The organism is Ruegeria sp. THAF57 (assembly GCF_903914075.1).
Classification (GTDB): Bacteria; Pseudomonadota; Alphaproteobacteria; order Rhodobacterales; family Rhodobacteraceae; genus Ruegeria.
In genome coordinates this window covers 332,241-353,556 of the sequence record NZ_CAIWNQ010000001.1, presented here as the reverse complement: position 1 = coordinate 353,556, position 21,316 = coordinate 332,241, and the positions used below count along the sequence as shown (strand labels likewise).

The 21,316-nt window shown below is 54.9% G+C and carries 16 protein-coding genes; 10 read left to right on the top strand and 6 right to left on the bottom strand.

Going from position 1 to position 21,316, the window contains the following annotated elements; translation table 11 throughout:
• Positions 1 to 59: 59 nt before the first annotated feature.
• The 3 genes from RUESEDTHA_RS01685 to RUESEDTHA_RS01675 are packed head-to-tail and all read left to right on the top strand — an operon-like array spanning position 60 to position 2,838.
• Positions 60 to 593 (top strand): TRAP transporter small permease, encoded by a 534-nt coding sequence (locus tag RUESEDTHA_RS01685; RefSeq protein WP_180883788.1) that lies wholly within the window; start codon positions 60 to 62, stop codon positions 591 to 593.
• Positions 594 to 597: 4 nt separating this feature from the next.
• A complete protein-coding gene (locus RUESEDTHA_RS01680) occupies positions 598 to 1,911 on the top strand; it encodes a TRAP transporter large permease (protein ID WP_180883787.1) in 1,314 nt (437 codons plus the stop codon).
• A gap of 6 nt (positions 1,912 to 1,917) precedes the next feature.
• Positions 1,918 to 2,838, top strand: coding sequence for a hypothetical protein (locus RUESEDTHA_RS01675; protein WP_180883786.1), 921 nt, complete (start codon positions 1,918 to 1,920; stop codon positions 2,836 to 2,838).
• Positions 2,839 to 2,872: 34 nt separating this feature from the next.
• Here RUESEDTHA_RS01675 and RUESEDTHA_RS01670 read toward each other — a convergent pair whose 3' ends face one another.
• From RUESEDTHA_RS01670 to RUESEDTHA_RS01650, 5 genes are all read right to left on the bottom strand, one after another.
• Positions 2,873 to 5,404, bottom strand: coding sequence for an AsmA family protein (locus tag RUESEDTHA_RS01670; RefSeq protein ID WP_370456759.1), 2,532 nt, complete (start codon positions 5,402 to 5,404; stop codon positions 2,873 to 2,875).
• Positions 5,405 to 5,628: 224 nt separating this feature from the next.
• Positions 5,629 to 6,630, bottom strand: coding sequence for a HupE/UreJ family protein (locus RUESEDTHA_RS01665; protein ID WP_180883784.1), 1,002 nt, complete (start codon positions 6,628 to 6,630; stop codon positions 5,629 to 5,631).
• Entirely contained in the window at positions 6,627 to 7,457 is an 831-nt protein-coding gene (locus RUESEDTHA_RS01660; RefSeq protein ID WP_180883783.1) for a peptidylprolyl isomerase, read from the bottom strand. The genes RUESEDTHA_RS01665 and RUESEDTHA_RS01660 overlap by 4 nt, the downstream gene beginning before the upstream one ends.
• Before the next feature lie 101 nt (positions 7,458 to 7,558).
• Positions 7,559 to 9,481, bottom strand: coding sequence for a DUF3604 domain-containing protein (locus RUESEDTHA_RS01655; RefSeq protein WP_180883782.1), 1,923 nt, complete (start codon positions 9,479 to 9,481; stop codon positions 7,559 to 7,561).
• A 210-nt stretch (positions 9,482 to 9,691) separates the two neighbouring features.
• Positions 9,692 to 10,633, bottom strand: a complete 942-nt coding sequence (locus RUESEDTHA_RS01650; RefSeq protein ID WP_180883781.1) for a PleD family two-component system response regulator — start codon at positions 10,631 to 10,633, stop codon at positions 9,692 to 9,694.
• A gap of 562 nt (positions 10,634 to 11,195) precedes the next feature.
• Here RUESEDTHA_RS01650 and RUESEDTHA_RS01645 point away from each other — a divergent pair.
• Together RUESEDTHA_RS01645 and RUESEDTHA_RS01640 are read left to right on the top strand one after the other, a co-directional pair.
• Positions 11,196 to 11,945: an acyl-homoserine-lactone synthase gene (locus RUESEDTHA_RS01645; protein ID WP_255431586.1), complete on the top strand. Its 750-nt coding sequence runs from the start codon at positions 11,196 to 11,198 to the stop codon at positions 11,943 to 11,945.
• 316 nt (positions 11,946 to 12,261) lie between these two features.
• Complete coding sequence (locus RUESEDTHA_RS01640; RefSeq protein WP_171120914.1) at positions 12,262 to 13,395, top strand: PleD family two-component system response regulator; 1,134 nt, start codon at positions 12,262 to 12,264, stop codon at positions 13,393 to 13,395.
• A gap of 20 nt (positions 13,396 to 13,415) precedes the next feature.
• Here the strand turns inward: RUESEDTHA_RS01640 and RUESEDTHA_RS01635 are convergent, their stop codons facing one another.
• Entirely contained in the window at positions 13,416 to 14,762 is a 1,347-nt protein-coding gene (locus tag RUESEDTHA_RS01635; RefSeq protein ID WP_180883779.1) for a cytochrome P450, read from the bottom strand.
• Between the two features lie 296 nt (positions 14,763 to 15,058).
• Between RUESEDTHA_RS01635 and RUESEDTHA_RS01630 the strand changes: the two genes are divergently transcribed.
• From RUESEDTHA_RS01630 to RUESEDTHA_RS01610, 5 genes are all read left to right on the top strand, one after another.
• Entirely contained in the window at positions 15,059 to 16,471 is a 1,413-nt protein-coding gene (locus RUESEDTHA_RS01630; protein ID WP_180883777.1) for a cell wall metabolism sensor histidine kinase WalK, read from the top strand.
• A 181-nt stretch (positions 16,472 to 16,652) separates the two neighbouring features.
• Complete coding sequence (locus RUESEDTHA_RS01625; RefSeq protein WP_180883775.1) at positions 16,653 to 17,672, top strand: GlxA family transcriptional regulator; 1,020 nt, start codon at positions 16,653 to 16,655, stop codon at positions 17,670 to 17,672.
• A gap of 134 nt (positions 17,673 to 17,806) precedes the next feature.
• On the top strand, positions 17,807 to 18,946 hold the full coding sequence (locus RUESEDTHA_RS01620) for an SRPBCC family protein (RefSeq protein ID WP_180883773.1): 1,140 nt from the start codon (positions 17,807 to 17,809) through the stop codon (positions 18,944 to 18,946).
• A complete protein-coding gene (gene betC / locus RUESEDTHA_RS01615) occupies positions 18,943 to 20,478 on the top strand; it encodes a choline-sulfatase (RefSeq protein WP_180883771.1) in 1,536 nt (511 codons plus the stop codon). Before RUESEDTHA_RS01620 ends, betC begins: the two co-directional genes overlap by 4 nt.
• Positions 20,475 to 21,266, top strand: coding sequence for an SDR family NAD(P)-dependent oxidoreductase (locus RUESEDTHA_RS01610; RefSeq protein ID WP_180883769.1), 792 nt, complete (start codon positions 20,475 to 20,477; stop codon positions 21,264 to 21,266). The genes betC and RUESEDTHA_RS01610 overlap by 4 nt, the downstream gene beginning before the upstream one ends.
• Positions 21,267 to 21,316 lie beyond the last annotated feature (50 nt).

Sequence of the window (21,316 nt, the reverse complement as noted above, 5' to 3'; positions counted from 1 at the left end):
CGGGCGGCGGTGTATCCTGCCGCCCTTTGTCTGACCAATCATAACATCGCGGGGACGGTATGGCAGCATTGCGAGGGCTTCGGTCCGTATTGGATTTCATTTATCAGGCCGCAGGCGTACTGGCCGCGCTAAGCCTGATCGCCATCTTGTTGCTGATTGTGGTGCAGATGCTGGCCCGCTGGACGGGCGAAGTCTTCCCGGGCGCCCCTGATTATGCCGGATATGCCATGGCTGCGGCGTCCTTTCTGGCCTTTGCAAACGCATTGAACCGGGGCAGCCATATTCGCGTGTCGATCCTGCTGAACGCCGTTCCCAGTGGTGTGCGCAGGGTACTTGAGATCTGGTGCTTTGCGGTTGGTGCTGCCGTGATGTGGTACTTTTGCTGGTATGCCTATCGCTTTGTCTACTGGAGTTGGAAATTCAACGACGTCAGTCAGGGGCAGGACAAGACCGCCCTTTGGATCCCCCAGTCATCTATGCTGATCGGGGCAGTAATCCTTGCAATCGCCCTCACGGATCACCTGATCCATGTCGTCGTGAAAGGTGATCACCGTATCACCCGTGATCTCGCAGATCAGAGCCACGGGGAGTGACGGCATGGAAAATATCTCAGTCATCATTCTTTTTCTTTTCGTTCTGTTCACATTGCTGGGCACGGGCGTATGGGTCGGCCTTGCCCTGATGGGCGTGGCTTGGGTGGGGATGGAACTGTTCACCACACGGCCGGTCGGCGATGTGATGATCACCACCATCTGGTCAGCCTCGTCCTCGTGGACTTTGACCGCGTTGCCCATGTTCATTTGGATGGGGGAAATCCTCTATCGAACGCGATTGTCAGAGGACATGTTCAAGGGACTTTCGCCTTGGATGGCCCCGCTGCCCGGCGGGTTGGTTCACACGAACATCGTGGGTTGCACCGTGTTTGCTGCGGTGTCTGGATCGTCCGCCGCGACCCTGACGACGGTGGGCAAGATGTCCATTCCTGAGCTGCGCAAACGCAACTATCCCGAGCGCATGATCATCGGCACCCTTACGGGGGCGGCGACGCTTGGCCTGATGATCCCGCCATCCCTGACCCTGATCGTCTACGGCGTGACGATAAATGAATCCATTACCAAGCTGTTTTTCGCTGGCATCCTTCCGGGGCTGGTTCTGGCCGCGATGTTCATGGGCTATGTCGCGGTCTATTCCAAGCTGGGTAAGGATTGGAATCCTAACGACGAGGGCAAGCTTAGTTTTTCCGAGAAAATCAGGAACTCTCGGTTTTTGTTGCCCGTGATCCTGCTGATCATGGTTGTGATTGGCTCGATGTATCTTGGCTATGCAACTGCCACCGAAGCCGCGGCTTTTGGGGTAATCGGGGGGCTTCTGCTTGCGGCGGGGCAGGGGTCATTGAACTGGAAGACCTTTACGGAAAGCCTGATGGGGGCAACCCGCACAAGTGCCATGATTGCGTTAATCCTTGCGGGGGCGGCCTTTCTGTCACTGTCGATGGGCTTTACGGGATTGCCACGCGGTCTGGCCGACCTGATCGCAGGGTGGGAGTTGACGCGGTTTGAGCTGCTCATGGTGCTTTTGGTCTTTTACATCATTCTGGGTTGTTTCCTCGACGGCATCTCATCGGTCGTTCTGACCATGGCCGTTGTGGAACCGATGATCCGAGAGGCCGGTATCGACCTGATCTGGTTCGGAATTTTCATCGTTGTTGTGGTTGAGATGGCGCAGATCACCCCTCCGATCGGTTTCAACCTGTTCGTCATGCAGGGCATGACCAATCACGAGATGGGGTATATTGCGCGCGCCGCGATCCCGATGTTCCTGATCATGGTCTTGATGGTCTTCGTGCTGATTTGGTTCCCGGAACTGGCCACATGGCTTCCGGACAACCTACGTCAGAGCCCCGGTGGGTAGCCGGTTTTGAACCCGTTGCATTGGGCCGCGCGCAACGGCCCGCTTGTTCTTGTGGCTGGACTGGTTGGCGGGTTGCTGCTGCCGGGACTGGCGGAGCCGATGCGCCCCTTGCTGCCCCCGCTGGTGGTTCTGTTGTTGTTTGTGACCGTCCTGAGGATGGAGCCGTCGTCCATTCTGGGCTCGATGGGCGATTGGCGTCTTGTATCCGGGACTGTGTTGGGATTTCAGTTCGCCATTCCATTGGCTGTGCTTGCTGTTGGCTTTCTGTTTGGTTGGAACACGGAGCCCGCGCTTTTGGCTTTGCTAATCATGACCGCAGCGCCATCCATCGCAGGCAGCCCCAATCTGTGCCTGATGATGGGGTACCCGGCGGAATTCGCGATGCGTTTGCTTGTGGCCGGGACCGCCATTTTACCGGTGACCGTGTTTCCCATCTTTTGGCTGATGCCCGAGATTGGTGATTTTCATACGGTGTTGCACGCCGTGCTAAAGTTGTTCGTGACGATTTTCGCTGCGACATTTGCGGCGGTAGCTCTGCGCCGAACGGTGCTAAAATCCCCGTCGCAAGGAACACTGATGAACCTTGAGGGGTTGGGCACGATCACTTTGGCCGTTTTTGTCGTGGGGTTAATGCCTTCGGTCAGCAGCACAATGTTGGGCCAGCCCGGTACTGCTTTGTTTTGGATCGCTTTCGCGTGTTGCGCAAATTTTGGTGCTCAGGCGGTGACATATGTCCTGACACGCAACAAGCTGTCCGCGGCTAAAAGAACGGCCATGGCCTTGATTGCAGGCAACCGGAATATTGCCATCTTCTTTGTGGCGCTGCCTCCGGAGGTTACCGCGCCACTGATGGTGTTCATCGGCGCGTATCAAATTCCGATGTATCTGACACCGACCGTCATGCGACGGCTATACGGCGCAGGATAGTCTTGCTGGGGTTAAGGAACCTCAGTCCACCAAATTACTGCAACTGCAAGATATCGGGCACGCACAGTTTGCGCTTGGCGGGCATCTGATCGGCCCCGTCCGACCGTTTCAGGCGCTTCGGCCCGTCCTTGACCTTAATGTTTGGCTTTGCCAGCGGACCGGTCGCCGTCACTGGCCACGGGCTGCGGGACAGGGGATCACCGATTTTGCGAGGTTGCAGGTTAAGGTCCAGTGCCTTGTTGTTCATATCCACCGCACCAAATACGACGACTTGAACCTGATCGGTCTCCAAGGTGGTTTGTTTGGTCGAGATATTGCCGTTTGCAATAGCCAGAGGTGCGCGTAAACACACGATTGGCGCAACCTTCTGCTTTTCCTTTGAAAAGACCCAAGGTAGCAACCCAAGGCCCGCAAGATCCAATAGCTGGGTTTCAATCGAACCGTCGCGCATGGAAACGGTGGCGTTACCGCTCATGGATTTGACGAAGTGTTTGGCCGAGTCGATCCCGCCGGTGACGTCGAAATCCGCGTAAATAGTTCCGCTGGCGCCTTTCTTGAAATTCAGGTTGTGCAGAATGTCGTTCAGCCGCCACCCCCCAGCCTGACCTTTAAGGTTCAGCCGGTGATCTTCGCCCGACAAGTCCATACGGCCACTGACGTCGAAATTGGCGCCACCATATTCAAATTTCAACGGCCCCGCTTTCAGTTCGCTTTCGTTCAGGGTCAGTTCGCTTTGCAAAGTGCTGATACCGTCCGAGCCTTCAATGTGGCGTAGGTCGATATCAACATCCATATTCATTCCAGACAGAAGGATAGAGCGCCCAATCGGTTTCAGCGTTACGTCCCTTAGGGCACCGGGTTCCGCCTGTGCGTCTGTTTCTGCTGTGGTATCCTCGTCGGCCACACCCAGTTTGCGTAACTGAGCGGTCGCCAGAACGATGCTGCGGATCTGGTCAATACGGATCAGGTCGCTTTCAATTAACCCCTTTAGGACAGGGTCCGAGGTCGCGTCGTCCAGAGTGGCTGTAAAGGTCAGGCCGGAATCGGCCACGGTGACATCTGCCTGTGCGTTCCAATCCGTACCATCGCTATGAAGGTCGATCGAAAATCCTGTATGTCCGGTATCTACCGGCTCTAGCGACAATGCCTGCAAAAGGTCGGCACCGGATGGGACGTCGATTTCGATGCCAAGGTCCAGATTTTCGAACTTAAGAACATTCTCGACAGAGCCATGAACGTCCAGAGACCAGACATCCGTGTCACTTGTGCTTCCGTTCAGGTCCGAGAGCTTAAGCTGCTTGATACTGCCAGTCAGGGAAAACGCGCCCGAGAACTGTCCAAGTTGATCGTCTTCGCCCAATAGTTCGGGGGAAATCAAACTGCTTGCCGGAATTTCAAGTATTCCTTCGCCTAAGACCTCCTGTAATTGCAGCGCGTCCCCCACCGATCCGTTGAGAATGACAAACGGGTTCGCGGGGTCACCGATCCGCAGGTTCACATTGCCAACTCGCAGTTTTCCATCCGGCGTTCTGGACACTTCCGAGAATTTAACCGGGGGCGGGCCTTCGCCCGATGTGTCCAGTGTGAAACCATTGGTTTCAATGACCATCTGACGCTGCGGTATTTCACCGGGGACGCTGTCCATGACCATGTCCACCGAAATCAGTTTTAAGTCATAACGCGATGCAGCTGGGGCGGGCTCGGCCCCTTCGGGGTACAACCGAATCCGGGTCGTCAGGGACACATCTTCTGGATTGCCAAGCTCACCGATCTGACCGGTGAGTCCCAGGCTTTGCCCGCCTTCCAATTGTGCCTGTATGTTAAGATCGTCCAGACGTGACACGCCGCCAGAGACTTTCAGCACCGCTTCTACAAACCCCGAGCCTTCAAGAACGCGGTTCAGCTTTAGAATATCGAGAAGTTGTCCAAGTTCATCAATCGTCGCGGTGGTAGCAATCGCCAAGCCAGCTTCGGCTTGAACCTCGTTCGCGGTAAGTGAAACCTCATCGAACTTGGCCGTTACCTGAAAAGGGTCTTGGTCAGGGAATTCGGCGCTTAGGTCAAATGCCTGCCCATTCAATGTGCCGTGCCCGTTGGCCGAGGCGACCGCAACCCCGTCGCCAGACGTCAATGTCAATTCCGGCAGACGTAAATCCAAATCGAGACCATTCTTCGCACTTTGAAACAGAACCGTGATGTTGGTTAGGCTAAGTTCACGGTCTGCAAAAATCTCTGAAACTGCGTTCGTCGAAGGTTTTGGGGCGCTTGCGTCGTCTGTCTTTTGATCGGTCGACCAGCTTGTCTTACCGTTTTCTGTTGCAATCAGGTTCAGGTGAATTCCGTCCACCATTAAATTGCTGATCGACAGTTTTCCCTTCACAAGATCCGCAGCGGCAACCGAAAAGCTGAGCGTATCTATCTTGGCAAGGTCGGTCCCCTCCAGCGACGCGGAAGGCATCACAACGCCGGTGGCTGTGATCGACAATTGTGAGCCAAGCCCAACACTTATGTTTTCGTTGATAACCAGTTGCTGACCCAGCTTGTTGGTCAGGACCTGTTGGGCCATGGCGGTGCGCGGGGTTGACAGAAACGGGGATGATAAAAAAAGCCATGCGGCGGCAACGACGAAAAGGATAATTGCGCCAATTATCAGTGCGCCTCTTAGTAAAACTCGCACTATATGCCCCTCTCAATTTATTCTTGCGGACACTGTTGCTTGGTTCGCAGTGCGTATTCCAGATCCAGTATTATCGGCTTTTCGTTAACCGATTCATTGCGTCCACCTTAGCATCAAAATCCGCTAACGCGTTCAATCAACCAATATATCGACACGCAACCGATCGCGTAGCCTGCGACTGGGATGGAATACGTCGCAAGTCGCCCCGATCCAGAGGGTGTCATGAAACGCCATGCCATCAGAACCGCTGACAGGGCCGCGATAAACAAAAGCTGACCAGCTTCAACACCCAGATTGAAAGAAAGCAAGGCGGCGAAAACGTCCTGAGGGGGGATGCCGATTTCGGCCAATGCCCCGGCAAACCCCAAGCCGTGCAGCAGCCCGAAGCAAAAGCACACGATCCACGGGTACTGTTCCGACAAGCGCAATTGCCCGTCCTTTCGGCGCAGGATTTCCAGCGCGAGGAAAACGATCGACAGAGCGATTACTGCTTCCACAGGCGGGCCGGGGACGTTCAGCACGCCCAGAGTTGCAAAAGCCAGAGTGATCGAATGGGCAACTGTAAACGCTGTCACCGCGCCGACCAGACGCCACTTGTCACGCACCAGAAGGAACAGGGCAGAAACGAATAGCAGGTGATCCCAACCTTCTAGAATGTGTTCGAACCCTAGGCGAAAATAGCTTGTGAAGACGGCGAACGTCGTAGGTTGTTGGGGAATTTCCAGTTCTACAGTGTCAGGCGTGAACCTGAGAGTTGTTGTCGGTGCATCAAGGGGTTGAAGCCGCAAAAGTACGTCATTTCTTTGTGTTTCCAGCCCATCAATTTTAACGGAATTTCCCCCAAGACCGGTTTCGCATTCAGCGACCCAAACCGATACCCATGCAACCCCGTCTGAGGTCGGTTCAGGCCCACGCGCGGGCGTGCAAGACTCTGGCAAAACCGCATCAATCGTCATGGGGCGGCCTGTCACATCAGGTTTTCGCCACGACACCTGCCATGTGTTCTGAGCCAATTGCCTAAGCTCCAGATACCCCGGGTCCAGCGCATGTGCCTGCGCCGGTGCCCCCGAAAGTGCGACCCAAACGGACAGCAACACAAACAGCGCAGCCTTCATTCCTGCGCCTTTTCGGTTTCCGGAGTGACGATCTGATAGGTTGCGGCTAAGTCTTCGAACTGGGCCTGCGCCAATTCTTCACCCGTGTCCCGCCGCCATTCCAGCAGAACGGCGTCATGGATATCCTCCAGTTTGGGCAGTTTGGCAGGTTGCGTGTCGGTGACCCGAACCAGATGAAGACCATAACCCGACTGAATGGGGCCTTCCCACTCACCGAGCTTCAATTGGTTTACGGCACCAGAGAACCCGTATCCGAACGCCGCATCGACTGAGCGCGCGGCAGCTAAGGGCAGGGACAACGGCAGCAACGTGCGCGCGCCAACGTCAGTCCAGTCTTCGCCGGCTCTTAGCTTTGCTAGCGCGGATTCTATGTCAGCAGGCGTCGGCGCTTCGCCCAGAAACACCTGATCAAATGCGATTAGCCGAGGTGTGGTGAAGCGTTCCGCGTTCTGCTCCAGATACGCTTGCAGTACGTCTGTTTCCGGCTCTACCGAGGACGCGATGGCATCTGTCAGAAAATCCATCTTCTGCGCCAGCCGCGCCCGGATAACCTGATCGCCACGGTCCAGTCCAAGTTTGCGCGCTTCGCGAACAAGGATTTCTTCACGGATCAGCGCTTCAATCAACGCCTGTCGTTCGGTGTCCGTCGGTGGCCGTTTCCAACTGTCGGTAAAACGTGCAACCAGCAAATCCACATCATCCTGGTCGACAATTATCGTTTCTGCTGGCGGGACAACTTCACCTTCCGGGGCAACGAGGAAGAACCATCCAAATATTCCGCACCCGATCAAGAGAAAGTGGAACAGGGGGTCTTTCAATACACGCATGGGCTCTTTCTCGGAAGCGGAGGGCCGTGGTCATTTCTGACCAGCGGCTCTGTTTCCGGTGACTTAATAGTGTTGACTGGTTGATGACTTAGGCCCGCGCATCACTCGCTGGGGGTGTACCATATTGGCGAGGAATAGGCGCGTTCCTGATGAACCAACTGGGCTTCTTCTGGCAGATCAATTCCAAAGCGCAATTTGTCATACAGAACCCAGCGCGGTGTCGGGATTTCCAACACTCGAACATAGTAGAATGCTCTTTGGCCCGGATCGAACTCGGGGTCGGTCCACACGGTCAGAAGTTCAGATGTCCCGATCGTGTTGCTCCAGCTTGCGGTGTCGAGATCGACGGTATTGCCAACCTCAGGCAACTGGCCATTCGCGTCCAACGCGCGATCGCCGGACCAGGCGACATTGAACACTTTCTCCTGAAGTTCACCTTCAGCATCCAGCCAGCCCTTTACGACCTGTACGCGGTCCAGATTTGCACCAATGGGGTCGCGCAGAGCGCCAATCAGGAAAGACGGCGCGCCGTCACCCTCACGCGGGCGCAAGTCGCTGCCCATGGGCACGCCTTTGGTATAACCAACATCCGCGACCAGCCGCGTGAGCAGGTCGTCGTCCTGAAAATCCCAGCCGCCGAAAAAGCGCAGCCCGATGCGCGGCCCGGTGGTGGCATAGGTCTCCCGGCGTTTGAAGGCGTCAAAGATCGCCGCACGGGTGTTATCAGACGCCCAAACCGCAGTGTACCCGGACGCGACAAGCGTGTGACCTTCGAATGCGCCCAGTTCACTTTCCACAAAGGGATGCAGGACGCGCGTTGCCGAAGGTTCAGCACTTACCGACTTGCCAAAATAGTTTTCCTCTTCCGCGGTCGTCAGTGAGGTGTGGCTGTCCGTGGCGCCACCCATGCCGAATTTGTAGGGGTTCACTCCGAACTTTTCCTCAAGCGCCAAGCCGCGTTTCAACGCCTCGCGCGCGTATTCACCGGCCAGCATGTCCTCGGTCTTGAGTTCGGTGATATCCAGATTGCCGACATCCCAGTTTTCGTAATCGGCAAACGGATCATCTGGGCTGAGATAGGGGTGAGCCTCACCATCGCCCTTGATTTGTGTGACTTCGTAATGTGGTTCCCACTTTGCGCGGTTTTGAACATACTCTTCGTCCACTTTTCCGCCGTGATAGGTATCTTCGGTCGGGAACATCCAGCCGTTGGACAGGTTTCCGTTATGGGCAAAGGCAACGGCCCGCCCACCGGTTTTTTCCTGATACTCTTCCAGCCAGGCGTACAATGCCTTTGGGTCCGTATCCCCATAGGGCGGTTGCGTGACAGGTGGAACCATTTGCAGCGCACGAATTGGACCATCGCGCAGCATGACGTTCCGGTGCAGGTTGAACCCTTTCGGAACCGAGGTCCATTCAAAGCCTATGAATGCAGTGAACTTGCCCGGATCATTATGACGTTCTGCCGCCAAAACGATCTGTTCCCAGGTAAACGCAAAGGCATCCGCGCCAGGGCTGTAGGATTCAAGCAGGATTTCCGGCAGGGTCATCTGCGAAAAATTCGTAATGATGTCAAAAGCAGCCTTGGCCGCGTCCTCGCCGCCTGCCTTGTACCCCTCGTACCACTCCAGCCCTTTCGGATCGGAAAGAACACCGGGTTTCCCGGCTTGCAGGTCAGGTGCAAACCCCATCAGATCGGTATGATCCGTCAGAACCATCCAGTCCAACGGCCGTGCCAGCCGGACGGGTTGGCCGGTGGATGAAATGACTTGCTCACCTTTTGCAAACCGCCAGGCTTCGTCGGGCAGCAAGGTATTCCCGAATGCGCCAGCATCCAACGACAGCCCGGTGTGAAGGTGCGTATCCCCCCATAAGGGGCGCTCGGGGAACGTGCGATTGGCGTAAGGTGAAAAGGGGCGTTCCGCAAACGTGCCTTCGGCGGCTTGCTTGCTCGGAACAGCGTCAGCAAAAGTAATGGTGGGCAGCGACATAAAAGCCACCAAACACGAACGTAGTCTGACCATCGAAATCTCCCCCAAAAAATTCAAAAAAGACAGGCGATTCAGCCCTAACCCAAGGATATTCTATTTTTCTTATATATCCGAATGAATTCTTGAACAGGCGCCCAAGAGGAAGGGGCGGAACCAAAACTGCGCGACATCGGAGCCGCGCACGAACAAAAAAAGTGCGCTCAGTTTTCCTGAACGCACCTGACTTTGGATAGTTTTTGTTCTCTAGCCGAACCGTGCAATCGGACCTTGCTGGATATCGGCCAGTTCCACGGCTTTGTCGATCAGGAACAGCGCCTCCATCTTGGAATGGGCCAGCAAAGAAACGTCATCCCCAACATGGAACGAGAAGTTGGTCGGCGAATGCACACCTGCAAGTTCACCTGCCGGAATCTGGGACAGTCGGTGCGTCAATTGTTGCGCGCCCATACCCTTTTTCTTGTCATGGATAAGCAGGAATACCCCGTTGCCCCAATAGGTCGCAAAGTTGCGCCCTTCCTGTGTGACGGACAAAAGCGACGATCCTGCCGAAGCCAGGAATTCCCGGAATTCGCTGGACGTGCATGACGCAAAAATCTCTTCGACATCTGCGACTTTTACGGCCACGATCTTGGAGGTTCTGGAGTGCATTGTCGCCAGCTGAACAACGTAGTTTTCGAACTCGGCCAATCCAATGCAACCTGTCAGATCCCCAAAATAGAGCGGGTCGGTCAGGCTGAAATTAGGATTAACTTCCGAGTCGTTATTCGCGTAGACATCCGCTTCCATCACTTCGATCGCTGCACGTCGTTCCGCCGCCAGCCTGTATGCATCAGAAAGCCGTTGCTTCAGATCGGCAAACTCGAAGGGTTTGGTCACATAGTCTGTTGCGCCAACCTCGAAAGCCTCGTCGATATACTGCTTTTGCACCATGGCAGTTACCATGATGATCGGCGTAAACTTGTAATCGGGCAACTTGCGCGCTTCTTCGCACAATGTAATGCCGTTCATCTCGGGCATTTGCACGTCAAGCAGCAGGCAGTCGAATGGCTGATCGGTTTCTGACAAAATTCCAATTGCTTCGTGACCGCTGTTTGCCGTCACAACATCTTCGTAGCCGAACGCACCCAGAACGCAGATTAGCAGCTCCAGAATGCTTGGGTCGTCGTCTACAGCAAGTATCCGCATAACTATTCACCAGGTTTTGCCACCGAACCGACCTTTGGGCATTGCAGACGTATGGCAAAGACCGGTTGGCGAGTGGATTATTTAGGTTTGGTCAGCCTGTCGGACAAAAGCGGCAAAACATTGACACTTGAAGGGCGCGCATGTGTCCCACCTTACATTTTTTCCGTGTTACATCTTGGCACAGGTGAAATAGGCCATGGGGCGCTATTGGTAGATTTGACCGCACGAAAACCAGGCATTCCAGGTTGTGTATGATGCTCAGTCGTAGCCCTCGACTGTGACGCGTTCCTTAACGTTTCCTGAAATTCTGGCTGAGTTTGGCGACCGCAAAGAAAAGGGGAGGTAAGTCAACCTCTTGCGAGAATGATCATGCCCGGAAAACTCATGCCTAGAGCATAAAATGGTCAGGCAAATATACATATAGGTATCTTGCGTTTGTTCAACCCAAGGTATGGGAGGAGATTTGGTCACACATGCCATACAATCATAAGGAGAGCGCCACTAAACCATAGACTTGCCGTTCAGCTTCTTGGCATAAGTGTGGCAAAATTAAGAGCAAAATATGGACCGACCACTCAGGTACGAGCAGGCATACCCGGCGTCGCAACTTCTGCCGGACCTTGAACCTGCCAATGATATTCCGGCTGGGCCGAAAGTATCGGCGCGGCAGAAGATGTTCGCGCTCAAGCGTGGATTGTCCGAGCGACAAAGCAAGCTCGGTAGTATTCGTACGACCACATTGAATTTCCGCAATATGCACGAGCATGGCACTTTGCTTGCAAAGTACCTTGAGACCAGAAAGTCAATCTTCATCGATCGGTTGAAATGGCAGATCGGCGAAGTTGATGGGATGGAGTTTGATCAATACGATACCCCAGCCTGCCGCTGGGTGATCTTGCACGAATTTGGCGAGGTGATCGGCGGGGTGCGGTTGCTGCCGACTTCGGCGCGCTGTGGCATGTACACGTATATGCTGCGAGACGCGCAGAAAGGCATCCTTCCGGGAATGCCGACAGACGTATTGTTTTTTGAGGCTCCGGTGAATCCGAAAGTGTGGGAGGCGTCGCGCTTTTTTATTACAGACAGCGTTCCGTCTGCGCGTAGGATGGCCGTACAGCACGAACTGTTCTATCAGATGACGGTGAACGCCGAAGAAGCCGGTGCGTCACGGATACTGGGGATCGTGCCATCTATCTGGGCGCGTTGGTCGCGGCGCTTGGGCGTAGGGGCCGCACCAGTTGGTGCCAAGTTTGCGATCGAAGGAAGTTACAGCCAATCTGTGCTGTTCAATATTAAGAACGATTCAGACTGACCCGCAGCGATTTCTCAATAACAAGAGTGAGTTCTGGCGCTTTTCGACGGCGCCCGGATCTGCAAGGATATGCGGTATGGTCAGGCCGTTTGTCCGACGTACACAGGTGTGCACTTTCGACCTGAATTAACTATTTGATTTAACTTTAAAAAAATACAACCGGGGCGCGGCCTTTTCAAAATCCGCCCGTTGCCCGCCAAAATAACGTCAAGAAATGAACAACATTTAGGGGCTTTTCCGGGCTTTTTGCCGCTGTTTCGTCCCACTCACTGCCTAGGCTAGAGGCGTTAACGAGGTCAAATGCGGTTCACCAGTCATGAAACATACGAACCCGGGGAAAGAACAATTCCAGCGTAAGTTGGAAACCCGCGCGCTGCAGAAAAGAACACTAAGAGTGCTTGCCGTCGACGACGAGCCGAGCATTTTGGAGTTGCTGCAGGCGGCACTGGCTGAATTCGAAAACTATGAAATCTCGGTAGCGGGTTCAGCCAGCGAAGCGTTGCAGGCCATAGAGTCGTCTGAGACACCGTTTGATTGTTTCTTGCTTGATATTCAGATGCCTGAAACAAACGGCATCGAATTGTTGCGCCGCATTCGACAAATCCCGGAACACGCGGAAACCCCGGCCATTATGCTGACTGCAATGAGTGGCCGCAAATACGTGGAAGACGCGTTTTTGCAGGGCGCGTTTGACTATGTCAGCAAGCCTTTTGATTTCTTTGAGCTGCGCAGCCGTATGCACGCAGCCCACCTGCTGATGCAGGAACGGATCAAGGCGCGCAGGACATCTGCGTCGGTGAAAAACCTGCGCGAAGAACTGGACCATAATCAGCAATTCAGCTTCGAGGACCCGCTTACCATAGATGGTCTTGAACGCTGCTTGAAATATGTCGAGTTCGACAACTACATCGAACAACTTTCAAGAGGTCGTCTTTTTGAGTCCTGGGTGACCGCCATCAAACTTCAGGATGCAGAGTTCCGCTTTGATCTGAACGATTTCGGAGGCTTCCGGCGCACGATGGCCGATCTGGGCCGTAGCATCGAACTGACAACCGGGAACTCTGAGGCCGTCTTTTCCTATAGGGGAGGCGGGGCCTTCCTTGTGGTTGTTCATGGGCGGGATCGGGCGGCCGGGCTGCCCAAGGAAGACCAACTCAATCATGTTTTCAGTGACACACTCGGTCGGCGGGGTGCCTCTGGCTACATGAGGGCTGTGATGAGCCCGCCGGTTTCAATGCGTTCAATTTCCAAGACAGGTGCGTTTGCTGCAATGAATAATGCTATCGAAAAAGTTGACGGTCGCGAAAAGGCTCTTCGAAAGGGGACCGAAGTCGAGCCCCAACAAAGATGCGAAGTCCGAGTAGGGCGCAAAGAAAAATCTCAGAAAAGACTTTTCGACACGGTTTTGCGCGAGATGTACGGAAACGAAACCTATCTGGCGGGTAAATAGACTCGCTATCCTTGTTTCCATCAGGATCCTGCGGGGACTTCTTCCGCGTTCAAGATCATTGGACCGCTGGTCCGCATTGTAAATGTGAGAACAGGTTCCGGCATTTCTACATCTGACAGCGAAAAATGTATCCGCCTCAGGACTGAAGCCATCAATATCATAATCTCGGTTTCTGCGTACTGCGCGCCAATGCAAATTCTGGGCCCGGCTCCGAATGGAATATACTGGCCGCGGGGTGGTGGAGTTCCCATAAATCGCTCGGGGCGGTACTGCGCGGGATCTTCCCACAACACTTCATTCCGATGCAGCGAATAAACTGGGAAGAACAGCGCATCCCCTTCTTCAATTTTGACATCTTTAACCTGAATGGCCTCGGAGGCATCACGGGCAAAGAAGGCCGCAGACGGGTAAAGGCGCAGGGTTTCCTTGATGTGCGCCCGAAGCAGCGGCAAATGTTCCAGATGAGAAAACTCAAGCTTGCCTTCGGGACATACCGTCCGAATTTCGCGCCGGATACGGGTTTGCATCTCTGGGTTCAGTGCCAGTAGGTAGTATCCCCACGCCAAGGCGTTGGCCGAGGTTTCATGGCCAGCGACAACAAAGGTCAGCAGGTTATCGACGGTTGTCTCGGCATCCTCAAAGTCTTCCTTCAGCGCATCAATCATCAGGTCGAGGAAGTCTTCTGGTTCTTCGCGGTTTTCCGACCGGCGCAGTTCAATCACATGCCGGGCCAGATCGCGCATGTCCGTAACCGGAGCCTTACTGCTCAGCCATTTCTTGCGTGGAAGCCATTTCGGAAGCCCCATCAAATCGAACAAGGACAGGTCTGAAATATAGTTGAAATAGGCGATCAGACCGACGCGAATTTGCTCGGAGCTGACTTCTTCGTTCCCCGAGAAGATGACCCGTGAAATGTTTGTCAGCGTAGACGCTGGCGCGATCTGCGAAACGTCGACCGGCCCCTCGTTTTCGGCAAGCGATGCGGCAACTTCATAGCCTGTCTCGGCAAAGTGGCGGGACAATACAGGCAGGTTTCTGGCTGCAAAAAGCGGGGAATACCGGTGTCTTTGTTTGCGCCACTTTTTCCCCTCTGACAGGATTAGGCCGTTGCCGACCGCAGATCCGATAATGTCCTTTGTAAACTTTGCCTTTGGGAAATAACGACCGCCTCCGACAAGCAGTTCGGTGACCATTTCCGGATCGCAAATGTAGTGGATGTTCAGAGGTCCACGCACATAGGTCTGCCGAAGCGTTTCGGCCGGAATGACTTCTAACATGTTCCGACCAGCGGATCGCGCGAACTGGAGCAACGTCACCGGTTTTTCAGCGAGCTTCGCGGAAACCGGCGTCACGTCGAACTGTTCCATCTGACGTTTCCCAATTGTGGTCAAAACGCGGTCCCTTTTCGCTTTTCGCCGGTCATTGAAGATATTTATGTGGAGAAAGTGCAAAAAAGCAATGAGTTAGTGATCTTTGACGAGATTGATGGGCCTATTTTGAGGAAACAATTCAAGACGTTTGCAATTGTGCAACGTCCAACGGGGCCGAACAATTCCTCATTAGGTTCGGGAGTATTGCCAAACTGTGAACGAAATTCCGACCCACTACGTCCTCATTGTGCCTGTACAGACATCCTGAGAGGCAAAGTAATGAAGACACCGGGATGACGGCAATCGACGCATCGCAACAGGTTCGCGGCACGGGTGAGCCCGACGACAAGCTGCTGCAAAATATCAAAGACTATACAGCCATGAGCTTTGCGCTGCTGTGGCAGCGGCAAGCGATTTTTTTGGCGACCACGATACTTACAGGCTTTTTCTTCGACCCTCTCAACGCCCTGCTGTTTTATGGAACAATCCTGATCTGCGAAGCGCAGGACCTGTACTTGGCAAAACGGGTTGCGCGCCTAAACCCGGAGGAACGCGGCGCAATCGCGGTGATGGTCGCCTGGATTTTGTTGAATACAATCCTCAGTTCCACCGCGATTTGCCTGTACGCTGTTTCGGTGGCGCTTGAGCAGCCTACCGGCGGCCACTTCACCCCTTTGTTTTTCCTTTTTGCCGCAGCTCTGTTTGCCGCGATGAACAACCACCAGTTTGTGTGGGCGATGATCGTGCGACTGGCCATGTACGGTGTTTCGTTCATGGTCATCGTGGTTCGGGATATTTGGGTTGAACAACCTGACTTGTCTTCGGATTTGTGGCTGCACTTCTTCACAGTCGTTTTCGTGATGTACTTTTTGATCGACTGCTCGTTGGTCTTTCTCAAGCTTTACCGCAAAAACCTCGAACAGCTTGAAAAACTGAAAGAGGAACACGAGCGTACCAAAGCGGCCTACATCGCAAAAACTCAGTTCATCTCGACTGTGAGCCATGAATTAAGAACGCCTCTGACTTCGATAAAAGGTTCGCTGGACCTGATAAATTCCGGTGTCATGGGCGAGGTCCCGGAGAATATGCAAAACCTGATCGCCTTGGCGAGCAAAAACAGCGAGCGTTTGGCGTCCCTTATTAACGACGTGTTGGACATTCAAAAGATGGAAGCCGGCGAAATGGTCATGCGCCAGACGACGATCGAGGTCGCCCCACTGGTTCAAGAGGCCATTGCCTGCAACCTTGGCTTTGCCAGCGCGCATAACGTGGAACTGGTTGAGGACGTACCCGAGCAGCAGGACCTGTTGATCAAGGGCGATGCATCCCGCCTTAATCAGGTTCTGACCAACATGATATCTAACGCGGCCAAGTTTTCGTTCGAGGGCGGAACTGTGACAGTCGGGTTCAAGAAGATCGGACCTCGGGTGCGGTTGTTCGTGAAAGACCAAGGTGTGGGCATTCCCGAAGGCAGTCGGGACAAGGTCTTTGATCGCTTCTCTCAAATTGACTCGTCCGATGAGCGCCACGCCGGAGGCACCGGGCTTGGGATGAATATTTCCAAGGAAATCGTGGAACAGTTCGGCGGAACGATCGACTATTATAGTACCGTAGGAGTGGGGACGGAGTTTTTCGTAGAGTTCCCGATTGTTGACGGGAAAAGAGGCTCCAGTCGCGCGTTTTCAAGAAAGCCTGACGCCGCTTGATGAGTCTTTCCCGCCGCTCACGCGGCGCTTTGTCGACAGTTGGGTAAGCGGCTTGCGGGGCCTACCCAAAGCGTTGCCGTGGACGAACCCGCTGGTCCTGCCGCGTTTTGTGCCTCTCTTGCGCGAACCAGCCAAAACCTTTCTTCTGGCGGTCTGAGCCCTGCTTGCAAGAGGTGGTCATATGACAAAGTCTCACGGGACGGAAACTCGGTTGCTAGTAGTTGTGGCGCCAAGTTTCAATTTGGCTGCAACAATGGGTTTCATTGATCCTTTTCGGGCCGCCAACTACTTGGATGGAAAGCCGTATTTCAAGTGGGAATTTGCCTCGGAAACAGGTGGTTACTGTGTTTCCAGTAACGGCAGCGGGATCGACACTGTGGCGTTGGATCAAGTCGCAACCAAGGGCTATGACGTTGTTATCATCTCGTCCAGTTGGACGCCGGAAAAGCACGTCACAACGCATATCGCGAAAGCTCTGCGACAGTGGGCGCGCGGTGGCGCGACGATAGGGGCGCTGGACACGGGTGCCTTCATTCTGGCGGAGACGGGGTTGTTAAACGGAAAGAAAGCCACAGTGCATTACGAGCATATCGACGCCTTTCAGGAATTGTTTCCGGACGTAGAGGTTGTCGAAAACCTGTTTGTGCTGGATGGTAACCGTATCACTTGTTGCGGAGGGACTGCTGCAGTCGATTTAGGGCTGCAAGTTTTGCAGGGCATCCATGGCAGCGCCTTGGCGAACGCGGCGGCGCGGTACGTTTTCCACGCCAGATTGCGCGGCCCCGCAGACATGCAGCAGCCTGAGGGCCGCGAGCCCTTGGGCACAACCGTTCCGCCCAAGCTGAGAATGGCAATTCAGGTGATGGAAGCCAATCTTGAAGAACCTCTACCGATTCCTGAAATCAGCAGGGCGGCGGGCCTTTCACAGCGTCAGCTTGACCGGTTATTCTCAACCTACATCAAGAAAACGCCCGCCCTGTATTACCGTGACATTCGTCTGGACCGCGCGCGCGGATTGGTCACCCAAACGGACTTGCCGATCGCCGAAGTTGCGATGGCTTCGGGATTTGCCAGCCAAGTGCATTTCAGCCGGTCGTACAAGCAAAGGTTTGGGCTGCCCCCAAGTCAGGATCGGATCGAAGGCCGCGTACCCTTTGAATTTCGCGCCTGGCCTATGCATCGCAAGCCTCAGGCGGGGTGATTGCAAATCGGTTGATGTCGGAAATTATCACTTTCGCGGCGAGAAAAGTTTAGAAAGTCGCGGATATTCGGCCGAATATATTGGCGACTATCCGACACCATGTTCAACAGCGGCCCAGATAAGTGGAGTGACCGATGAGCGAGCTTCCCTCGAAAACCCAGTTTGCGCGAATTTCAGATGGCTTCAGCCCTGATCCTTTGAACACCAGTTCCTTGAAGGCCGAAGCCTATGTCGATCCGGCCTGGCACCAGGTGGATCTGAACGAAATCCTCGCCAAAAATTGGCAATGGGTGTGCCATGTCGAAAAGCTGCGGGCGCCGGGGTCTTTTGTGACAGTTGAGATTGGGAACCGCCCGATTGCCGTTGTCCGTGACCGAGAGGGTACGCTTCGCGCATTCTATAACGTGTGCAAGCATCGCGCGCATCACCTGTTGTCTGGCGAGGGCGAGACCACTCGGATCATGTGCCCGTACCATGCGTGGGTTTACAAGCTGGACGGACAGCTTGTCCGTGCGCCCGAAACCGAGAACCTGACAGGCTTCAGTACGTCGGACATCTGTCTGGATCAGGTTCAGGTCGAGGAATTCGCAGGCTTTGTGTTTGTGAACCTCGACAATGACGCGCGTTCGCTGACCGAAGTTTCGGGCGACTTGCAGACCGAGATACGCCACTGGGCACCGGATATCGAAGACCTAACCTTTGGGCACCGGCTGACCTATGACATCAAGTCGAACTGGAAGAATGTCGTCGACAATTTTCTGGAATGTTACCACTGCCCAACCGCTCATAAGGATTTCTGTGATCTGGTCGATATGGACACCTACAAGGTGACGACCTATGGCATTTACTCAAGCCACATGGCCGAAGCCGGTAAAAACAGTAACACCGCATATGACGTGTCCAACGCAACCGTGCGAACGCATGCGGTTTGGTGGCTGTGGCCTACGACCTGTCTGATGCGGTATCCGGGGCGGTCGTCCATGATCGTGCTGAACATCATCCCGGTGGGCCCGGACCGGACGCTGGAAACTTATGATTTCTATTTGGAAACTCCCGAGCCTGACGAGGTCGAGCTAGAGGCGATCCGCTATCTGGATGAAGTTCTACAACGCGAAGACATCGACATCGTCGAAAGCGTCCAACGCGGGATGAGCACTCCGGCCTTTACACAGGGCCGTATCGTTCACGACCCCAGCGGTTCGGGCAAGTCGGAACATGCCGTTCACCACTTTCACGGCTTGGTGCTTGATGCCTATGCGAAGGCCGCGCCGTGAACAGGCCCAACATCGTTGTGATCATGGCCGATCAGTTGGCGCCCCATTTTTGCGGCGCCTACGGCCATGCAACGGTGAAAACTCCGCATATTGATGCGCTGGCGCAGCGCGGGATGCGGTTTGATGCGGCCTATTGCAACTCGCCGCTGTGTGCTCCGTCGCGCTTTGCTTTCATGTCCGGGCAACTGATCAGCCGGATCGCGGCTTATGACAACGCCAGCGAGTTTCGCGCCTCGGTCCCGACCTTTGCGCATTACCTTATGTCTCTGGGATACAGGACGTGCCTGTCCGGCAAGATGCATTTTGTGGGGCCGGACCAGAAGCACGGGTTCCAAGATCGGGTTACGACCGACATCTACCCCGCCGATTTTGCGTGGACGCCGGACTGGGAAGCACCGGACGAGCGGATCGACAAATGGTATCACAACATGCAGACCGTCAAGGAAAGCGGCGAGGCAATCGCAACCTTCCAGACAGACTACGACGACGAGGTTGAGTTCGCAGCCCGCCGCTGGCTGATCGACCGCGGGCGAGAGCGCGCAGGGGGGGATGACGCGCCCTTTTGTCTGGTGGCCAGTTTCATACATCCGCATGACCCCTATGTCGCAAAGCCAGAGTGGTGGAATCTGTATTCCGATGCAGATGTGCCAATGCCGGAGTTTACGCTCGCACGGGACGAACAAGACCCGTTCTCTCGCCGCGTAATGGATGGGATCGAGGCAAGCTATGTTCCTCTGACCCAAGAGGAAATTAGACGGGCGCGCCGCGCGTATCTTGCGAATGTCAGCTATTTCGACAGCAAGGTCGGGGCGATGGTGCGTGCGCTGAAGGATATTGGTGAACTGAACAATACGCTGGTTGTCGTCACAGCAGATCACGGCGACATGCTGGGGGAACGTGGTCTGTGGTATAAGATGAATTTCTTTGAACACTCGGCCCGCGTGCCGTTGATCATGGCAGGGCCGGGTGTGGCTAAGGGCGTGGCAGGCAACGCATGTTCACTGGTCGATCTGTTGCCAACCTTTGTCGATATCGCCGGTGGTACGGCCGACATGTTTGGAGAGCCAGTAGACGGCCGTTCGCTATTGCCCCTTGCGCGCGGAGAGTACGACCCAGTGGACGAAGCCATTGGCGAGTATTGCGCAGAGATGACACCATACCCTGTTTTCATGATCCGCAGAGGGGCGCTGAAATACATTCATTGTGATCCCGATCCGCCGCAGCTTTATGATCTGGCGTTGGATCCGCACGAAAAGACCAACTTGGCCGCTGATCCTGCTTATGCGTCTGACGCCAAGCAATTCGCTGCAGAGGTCGCAGAGCGTTGGGACAGCGAGAGCCTGCGCGCCGATGTGATCGCCACGCAAAAATCACGGCGTGCGCTTCATGCGGCGATGGAGGCAGGCGCAGGCGAAGCGTGGGATTTCAATCCACCGCGCGATGCCTCGCAGGAATATGTGCGCAATCACATGGATTGGACGGTGGCCGCCAAACGGTACCGGTATCCGCCGTTGAAGGAGAACTCTGAATGATGCTGAAGGGTAAAACCGCTCTGGTCACAGGCGGGCGCGGTGGAATCGGGCGGGCGATCGTGGCCCGGTTCCTGCGGGAAGGAGCGCGGGTCTATGCCGCAGATTTGACGCCAGAGGGGTCGCTTGCCACCCACGATCACGATGGCAGCATCTTCGTTAAACTGGACGTCACGCAAGAGGCCGACGCGGTTGCAGCAATGGCGCAAGTCGGGCGCGAAGCGGGGCAGCTTGATGTGCTTGTAAACGCGGCTGGAATCGAGATCGAAAAGACCATCGAGCAAACGACGCTGGAGGAGTGGAACCTTTCGTTCGCGGTGAATGTGACAGGGACTTTCCTGACCGCCAAACACGCGCTGCCGCTGTTGCGAAAGGCGGCACAAGGGACAACCGCTTCGATCATCAATTTCGGCAGTTATGACGGATTTATTGCCGATCCCGGTCTTGCCGCATATTGCGCAACCAAGGGAGCGGTACATGCGCTGACAAAGGCAATGGCCTGCGATCACGGACCCGAAGGAATTCGCGTCAACGCCATATGCCCGGGATATGTTGATACCCCGATGCTGCAAAGTTTCTTTGCAGGCGAAGGCTCTGGCGGGGGCGGTCAGTCCATCGACCAGTTGCAACAGGCCGTTCGGGACGTGCACCCCATGCGCACTTACGGAACGCCAGAAGATATCGCCAATCTGGTCAACTGGCTGGCCTCGGACGAGGCGCGCTATGCCAGTGGACAACTTTGGGTTCTGGACGGAGGGCTGAGCGCGCAGGTTCAGCAGATGAAACTATGAGCAAACAAATCCCCGATATCGCCAAAGCGACGGTTCAGCGGGTTCGGGCC